This is a genomic window from Vulcanisaeta sp. (assembly GCF_049966235.1).
Lineage (GTDB): Archaea > Thermoproteota > Thermoprotei > Thermoproteales > Thermocladiaceae > Vulcanisaeta > Vulcanisaeta moutnovskia.
The window spans coordinates 1-8,321 of record NZ_JBMFVA010000036.1 but is presented as its reverse complement, the minus strand read 5'-3'; the positions used below and the strand labels follow the sequence as shown (position 1 = coordinate 8,321).

Below are 8,321 nucleotides of genomic sequence, written 5' to 3'. Positions count from 1 at the left end.
TTGTTGATGTGACTGTACTAGTCACCGTTGAAGTAGCTACTGCTGTGGTCGTAGTTGTCGTCGTGGTAGTCGTAGTAGTGCTAGTTGTGGTAGTGGTTGATGTAACTGGTATTTGATATGGTTTTAAGTAGTCTAATAGTGATGGTGGTGTTGCTGTGTTGGCTTTACCATATAGGAATGCTAATAAATCATTCCAAGCTTCCTGAGTGTACGCTATTTCCTGCTGCTGCGTCATGCCTGGTGGTCTTGGCGCAATGTTAAGTATCATTAATTCTGAGCCAACGGCCCATATTTCAGTATCCCAAGTATAGAAGTATTCAGGCGTTGAGAATCCAATGTAGTACTGATCCTCATACTCATACCTGGGCCAGGCAGTAAATGTTACAGGGATGCCTGGTAACTCCTTTACTAACACCATTGCCATATCGTTATAGTACTTCTTTAGTTCAGTTACATTCGCTGTTGAACCAGCCTTAATCCAGTCCTCAATGAATTGCGGTGGTGGAATCCACCTTCCTGGATCATCATACATGTAGGTTCCCACAGTCTTAATGTACGTTATATTAAGGTAGTATGATCCATTCGGGTAAACTGTTAATGCTTGTGCAGGAACGAATTCCTGAGTCCAAATTAAGTATGGTGAATAACCAGAGGCTAGCCAATACATTAACTCAAACGGTTGCTCCCCAGTCTCCTCATAAGTGAATAGCGTTGATAATGATTCGGATATTACATTAACTGTAATGCCTAAGTTCTGCTTCCATTCTTCGCCAACAATAACGTTAACACCGAATGTGTCTGGGAAACCTGCATAATCAATGGCAGTTATGGTTGGGAATGCTGTACCATTGGGGAATAGTAGTTCAGGTCCATTTGTAGTGTTTATTATCTTAAAACCATGCTCAATTAATATTTGACGAGCCTCCTGTGGATTATACTGAATAACCTGGTGCGCTAATTGAATAACGGTTGAGTTAAGCCATTCCTGCTCCATTGGTGATGGCAGGAAGTCTCCAGGTGTTGGTGGGCCACCGTATGGTGATCCAAATTGAGTGTAGATGCTTACGGCAGTCCTATTTATTGCCAGTGATAATGCTAACCTAAACCAGCTCTCGTTCCATGGCCAATAGTTTAATTGGGCGAAGTTAATCCAAAGCACCGAAGGCTGACCACCAGACCCATTACCTAAACTGGCCATTCCATGATAGTATTGCGGATTAGCATATGTGAATAGTTTACTAAACGGTGTTGAACCAGTACTACCAGCACTACCCCACTGGGCCTTACCTTCAGCTAGCGTCTCAAAGACGAAGGCGTCAGTTGTACCTGGTATGTATGCAGCCTTAGGTATAAGGGGTCTACCTGGTATCCAGTATACTGGGTTTCTGCAGAAGTATATTATTGTTGATGAACCACCACATACATAGAATGGCCCAGTACCCACTGGTGGATAAATTACAGCAGTGGCCGGATTGGATAAATTAGCGTACTGCTCCCAAGGCACTATGTATGTTGGGAGTAATGAGTAATACGCGTACTGGACATTAGTGAGACCAGGGAAGTGGAAATCAACAGTATATGGACCCAGTACTATCACTGATACATTATATGGGTTACCGTATATTTTGAAGTAATCCACGAATGTCCAGTAAACATCCTTAGCTGTAAACGGCCATTCAATAACAACATGAGTACCATTGGGTAATGTACCATTCCAGTAGAAGTAAACTCCACGTCTCAAGTTAACTATTAAATCATGGTAATTATTTTCCCAAGTCCAGTTAACTGCAAGAATCGGATATAATTGGCCAGTCATGAAGTCAGGTATAGCTAATGGTTCCATAACAAAAGGCAACCATGCGTTACATTGAGATGTCTGAGGACCCCAAATATTCCAATTACTTGTAGGTGCTAGACCCGAACCTGTTATTGCAGTGAACATTGGGTAACTCGAAGCCCATGGAAACACGGGTTGAGGATTCAGACTAGGTTGCTGTTGAGATAACACAACATGAAGGGAGCTTAAGGAGAGAGCCACTACAAGCATTGCAGTTATTATTAAGAAAGTAGTTTTAACTAAGGTTCTTGATCCTAACCACTTGAAGCTATCAAGTTGCATCATGGATAAACTAAGAAGTCATTTTTAAGTTTTATTCAAATGCTGGATTAAATAAACTTTGCTGTACGTTATTTGCCGAGTTGTATCCTATATTGTATACCATTAGCCTAATTCTGATAAAACTTTAAAAACATGTGGTGAATTATAGTGTACTCAATGAGAAATACATTATTGAGCGTTAGGGATTTAATAGCCGGATATTATACGCCAAGCGGCTTCATATTTGCTGTAACTGGTGTCTCATTTGATGCGTACAAGGGTGAGATTTTAGCTATTGTAGGTGAATCAGGGTGCGGTAAGAGTACACTAGCTATGTCAATTTATAATAATCTGAAACCACCTGGCAAAATATTAGGGGGTTCTGTTATATTTGAGGGTCAGAATATTTTAAAAATGAGTAATAATGAATTAAATGCCCTTAGAATGAGAAAAATGTCTTTTGTGCCTCAATATGCTATGGATTCGCTTGATCCTGTAACTAAGATTGGTGACTTCATGAAGCTGGCCCTGAGGGAGCATGGATATGATGGTCCTGATATTGATAAGCTTATACTCGAGAAACTGGAATTAATGAGATTACCACATGAGGTAGTAAGCATGTATCCTCTTGAACTTTCAGGAGGCATGAGGCAAAGGGTAGTGTTAGCAACCTCAATGCTACTTAACCCTGATTTATTAATCCTTGATGAACCAACAACTGGCTTAGACGTCATTGTTCAATACGAAATCCTCAGAGATTTAAAGCATATTCAAAGGAAGCTCGGCTTCACAATAATAATAATATCTCATGATTTACCATTAATGATGATGTTCGCTGATAGAGTAGCTGTAATGTATGCTGGTGAGATTGTTGAAATCGGTGAAAAACAACAGTTATTGAATGATCCAAGGCACCCCTATACATTATTACTATTGAATAGTGTACCGTCAATCATTAAGCGTAGGAAAATGTTACTATCAATACCCGGTAATGCACCAGCCTTAGTGGATATTAAGCCGGGTTGCAGATTTTACGATAGATGCCCATTTAGACTTAGTGAATGTTTAAGTAATTCCCCAAGGGCAATTAATATTGATGGGTCTCATAGAAGCAAATGCTTTCGTGCTAATGAAAATATCTCAACAATCTCCATTAGACCTGATTATTATGAGGAAATAATAAGTGATAGTAATATTAATAATAATGCTGATGGCATAATCTTAGAGGCTAAAGATCTTCATAAGGTATATACTGTATGGAGAGGCCTTAGAAGAGTAAGAATATATGCAGTTAATGGTGTATCCTTTGAACTTAAAAAAGGAGTCATTACTGCCCTAGTAGGTGGTAGTGGTCATGGTAAATCAACTATTGCTAAGATTCTAGCTGGAGTTGAGAGGCAGACTTCAGGGCAAATAATAGTTAACGGCATGAATTATTCTAATCCATCATTAAGAGCAAGTAAGAGGTATAGAGAGTTAGTTCAAATGATCTTCCAAGACCCATACTCATCCTTAGATCCTAGACATAATGTTAGGTGGCATATTGCGAGACCTCTCATGATACATGGAAAAGCTAGAAATGCTAAGGAGCTGAATGACAAAATAATTCAGTTGCTAAGCATAGTTGGGTTAAGACCCCCTGAGAAGTACCTTGAAAAGTACCCCCATGAGTTATCTGGTGGTGAAAGGCAAAGGGTTTCAATAGCAAGAGCACTTGCAGTTGAGCCTAAAATACTCATAGCTGATGAACCAGTATCCATGCTTGATGCTTCAGTTAGGGCTGGTGTGTTGAATGTGCTTAGGAGACTTAAAGGTATGGGTATATCAATATTATATATTACTCATGACTTAGCCACAGTAAGCTATGTAGCTGATGAAGTAATGGTCATATATAATGGTAAAATAGTGGAGAGAGGTAATGTTAATGATGTGATCTATAATCCTAAGCATGAATATACTAGGAAATTAATAGAGGCGGTACCTGATCCATATAAGGAATTTTAAAATGATTATGCACATCATTATATTTCTATTCTATGCTTCTATCGTCACTTGATTACCCTCATCTGTAGTTATTACTACTTTCCTCTTAATCTTAGGAGCTTTTATCTCCCTAAGCCTAGGGTCTATGATTTCATCAATACCGATATTAAGCAAACCTATTCCAGCCCCAAGTATTAGTATTGGTATTATTGCCCCAAGTATCCACCACCATTGATTACTGACATATGCTGCATTAGTTGTTATGAAGGCTAACATTGTTCCAAGGTTACTTGAGGTTGCTGGTAAAACACCCCAAAATTCTGCTGTAACTAGTGAGAGTACGCCATATAATGTTCCAAAAAGGAATTGCGCAAAGGTTAGTGGTAATATTGGTGGTAACAGCTGAGTAAAAATTATTCTGTATGATTTCTCACCAATTAATTTTGATGCGATTATGTACTCTCTATTAGATAATGATAAGACCTGAGCCCTAATTTGCCTAGCTCCAAATGCCCAACCAACTAACGCTAATGCTAATATTGTAATACTGTAACTTAAACCTAAGTTAGCTGTCCTGAAGTATGAACCCATTACTACTAGTAGTATTACGCCAGGTATTGTTAATACCGTTATAGTTATGATATCAATAATTACACTTGCCACCTTACCTGCATAATACCCACCTAATAATCCTATTAATGTAGATAGCAATGCAACTAATACACCAACGCCAAAACCAACCAGAAGCGTTGATAGCGTGTCATGTAGCATTTCACTTAATACATCATGTCCATATGCATCAGTGCCGAGTAGATGACGCCATGATGGTGGTGAGGAGAAACTGAAGGTTGAGCTAACTGAGTAAGGGGTCCAGAATGCGCCGATAATACCCATAACTAAGTCCGCTAATAGTAAAATGAATCCAGCTGCAATAAACTTATTAGCAAATATAACTTTACCAAGCGTGTTCATTACCCTACTGCCGATACTCATGTGGATGCACCTCTAGCTCTTGGATCAATTATACCATAAAGGATTTCAGTTATAGCTATTGCTATTAATAGCATTAGAACTATTATGAAGAAGTAACCTTGAATTAGCGGTAAATCTTTAGATGTTAAAGATAATCCAAAGAAGTAACCTGCACCAGGTATCGTCAATAACCCTTCCACCGTTAATGCTGCACTTATGGCTAAGCCTAATATTAATGCAAACCCAGTTATATTAGGTAATAGTGAATTTCTATAAATAATTCTTCTTATCGTACTGTTCTTAAATCCAAGTAATTCAGCATACAATACATAATTATCCCTCATGGTATGAAGCATATTATTTCTCATGCCTAGTATAAAACCTGAAAGTAAAGAAAGAATCATACCTACTACTGGTATTGAGTAGAAGTTAAGAAGCTCCATTAAAGTTTTAGTACCGAATGTTCTCGTGTTCGGGAATGTTAAAGACACTAAGTGAAGGTTTACTGAAAATCCCATCTCTAAATACATTATTGTTACGAAAGCGGGTATTGTAGCTAATATTGATGCAATAACTACTATTAATGCATCAGTTGTGGTTCTACGTCTCATTGCAGCCACTGATCCTAACCATGAACCTAGGAAGAACGCTAATACTGATGAAACAACAACTAATCCAATTGACCACACCATTGAAGGCAATACTATATGCATTACTGATGTTGGGTAAAATGTTATTGATACACCCAGATTACCGGTGAAAATACCCTTAATGTAATCAAAGTACTCAATATACCATGGTTTGGGTACAAGTCCAAAAGACTCCTCTATTTGCTTTATCTCAGCTGCAACCAAAGCAGAACTACCACCTGACTCACTTAGAGTACCCTGTAACATAGTTAATAATGTAATTAAAGCACTACCTGGCATTAACCTAGGCAAAATAAAATTAACAGTTATGGCTACAAAGAACGCTGCAACATAAATACCCACTCTCTTCGCAACGCTTATTAATGTTTGAGTAGGGAATTTCATAGACTATAGGTAACCGTCTTATTAATAAAAAGTTTTCCCCAATAGCAATGATTAAAGTATAACTTATAATTCACGACGTAGAGAAGTTTAAAAATGATGTATGAGTATAATGCTGAGATTTTAAATTAACGTAAATATAAGGTAATGTTTAATATAGTTGCCATAATGATGCTCATAATAGTGTATTGTTGCTTAGGGATTGTTAAGATAATTTAACTAATTAAAAAAGGAATTTGCACCTAGTTTTTAATTAAGGATCCATAGATTATCTTCTTCTCATTGCTATAATGGCGGCTATTGCTGCTATGACTATTACGATTACTATTATTCCTGCTATTAGGGCTGTGCTGACTACTGGTTTAGTCACGGTTACTGTTGATACTGCTGTTGTTGTGCTTGTTACTGTGCTTGTTGATGTGATTGTTGATGTGACTGTAGTGGTGGCTGTTGTTACTGCTGTGGTCGTGGTTGTTGATGTGGTGGTAGTCGTAGTGGTGCTTGTTGTAGTTGTGGTTGTTACTGGTGTGTACGTTGTGTGGAAGTATGAGGCTACGCAAGCCTGCAATTGAGGATCAGGGTTAGGTAAGCCTATTAAAACAGCCCACTTATGGAAATACGGATTAGTCCACAACGAACCATTAATGATTGCTTGAGCCAACGGCGGAATAACACCAGGAGGAGCAAAAGCACCCATTATGACTAATATGTTCCAGAATGGATCAAAACCATCCCAACCCCAACCCATAGCCCAATCATGGAATAGTGAATACGCCGCAGCAGTATACTTAGGATTACTGTATGGCATGCAGTCATAAGCCCACATGGGGTCAACGTACTTGATTGGGAAAGTCTGACCAAGATTAATTTCACTAATCTGAACAGCAGGTACCCAATACAAGTTCCAGGCGTAGAATGCCTTAACTAACTCATAGTATGTTGATGAACCAGGCTCAGCAGCCGTTATGGCATTCTCCCAATTGGTTAAGTTAATGTAACCGAAGGTTGAGTTAATACACCAAGTTATAGTGTTATTCGGTATTGGCAGGTTAGTGGTTAATGGTTTACAATACCAGCCAGTAATGTGATTATCCTGGATTATTGGGTAATCAAACGGTACAGTAGTGTCTGAAACACACCAACCACCCATGAATAAAGCTCCAGCAGTCCACTGGGCCTCATCATAATAAATCCATAATTCATTAATACCGCCCTTATTAGCGCCTGCGAAATTCCAATCACCACGGGCCTGCATATTGCATGGCCATAGCTGTGACCATAAGCCTGATTCAACAAGCTCCATTTTAGTTGGGATACCGAAGTTAGTTAACTGCAAGGTAACTTCCTGGGTTACAGTGGGCCACCAACCTGTCCCACTCATGGTTACCGTCAATGTTAATGGTGTTCCGTTTGGTAGGTACCATTGCCCATTCTTGTAGTATAATCCAGCTGACTCAAGGAGCTCAGCCGCCTTAGTCCAGTTTGGTTGAGTGAAGTTAATGTCATATTGCCTAATGTCTGGTGGGAAAGTCAACCAGAAGCCTGGAGCAACATTGGGCTCTGGTGCTGGAATATTGATGTAAACTGGTATGGTGTATTTAAGTGTTGTCCAAGCTAAGGCTGCCTCAGTCCTATTAATAATGTAAAGTAAAGCTTGCCTAACCTGGGGAATATTCCATGGATACGTTACATTAACCGCAAAGCTTAGTATTGATATATCAGGTATTAGTATAGTCACGTAACCGGATTTATTAAGTGCCGAAACATAGGCGGGTGTTGGATCCCATGAGGGCCACCATGTGTTGCCAAGTTTAAGAGCCTCAGCTAAAGTAGTGCCTGTAGATGTAGATACCCTATAAACCGTTATCTGTGGGTAATACTGCCATGTGTGGAATGGGATGATTTTATTCCACGTGGCTAATAATGGCACACCATTGAAGTATTCCGGCTCAAGAACAAAGGTTATTGAAGTTGGGCTAGTAGACCACTTAGCATAGTAGGGCGCCAATGACCATAATGGTACCACTAGCTTTGAAATATTATCCTCACCAAAGTAAAACGCCTGCGTAGCATTCATAGTCTTCAGCTCCATTACTACATTCTTCCACACAGGCCATGGAGTATTTACAATACGTTCCATTACTAACCAATACCATCCTGTTGCTGACCAGTAGTCGAAGTGTATTGATAATGTGTAGTTGTTTATGACTATTAGGTCTTTATCAGCGTTCTGGGGC

Annotated in this window: 5 protein-coding genes; 1 reads left to right on the top strand and 4 read right to left on the bottom strand. The window is 39.2% G+C overall.

Features of this window, described 5'->3' with window-relative positions:
* On the bottom strand, positions 1 to 2,119 hold a 2,119-nt coding region (locus tag ACP5L5_RS11285), incomplete at its 3' end, for an ABC transporter substrate-binding protein (RefSeq protein WP_428763873.1).
* A 156-nt stretch (positions 2,120 to 2,275) separates the two neighbouring features.
* Here ACP5L5_RS11285 and ACP5L5_RS11280 point away from each other — a divergent pair.
* Entirely contained in the window at positions 2,276 to 4,102 is a 1,827-nt protein-coding gene (locus tag ACP5L5_RS11280) for an ABC transporter ATP-binding protein (protein WP_428763875.1), read from the top strand.
* Positions 4,103 to 4,132: 30 nt separating this feature from the next.
* Here ACP5L5_RS11280 and ACP5L5_RS11275 read toward each other — a convergent pair whose 3' ends face one another.
* From ACP5L5_RS11275 to ACP5L5_RS11265, 3 genes are all read right to left on the bottom strand, one after another.
* Positions 4,133 to 5,074, bottom strand: a complete 942-nt coding sequence (locus ACP5L5_RS11275) for an ABC transporter permease (RefSeq protein WP_428763871.1) — start codon at positions 5,072 to 5,074, stop codon at positions 4,133 to 4,135.
* Positions 5,071 to 6,087 carry an ABC transporter permease gene (locus tag ACP5L5_RS11270; RefSeq protein ID WP_428763869.1) on the bottom strand — a complete coding sequence of 339 codons (1,017 nt, stop codon included), beginning with the start codon at positions 6,085 to 6,087 and terminating at the stop codon, positions 5,071 to 5,073. The genes ACP5L5_RS11275 and ACP5L5_RS11270 overlap by 4 nt, the downstream gene beginning before the upstream one ends.
* Positions 6,088 to 6,352: 265 nt before the next feature.
* Positions 6,353 to 8,321: ABC transporter substrate-binding protein (locus tag ACP5L5_RS11265; RefSeq protein WP_428763867.1), on the bottom strand; the 1,969-nt coding region annotated here is incomplete at its 5' end.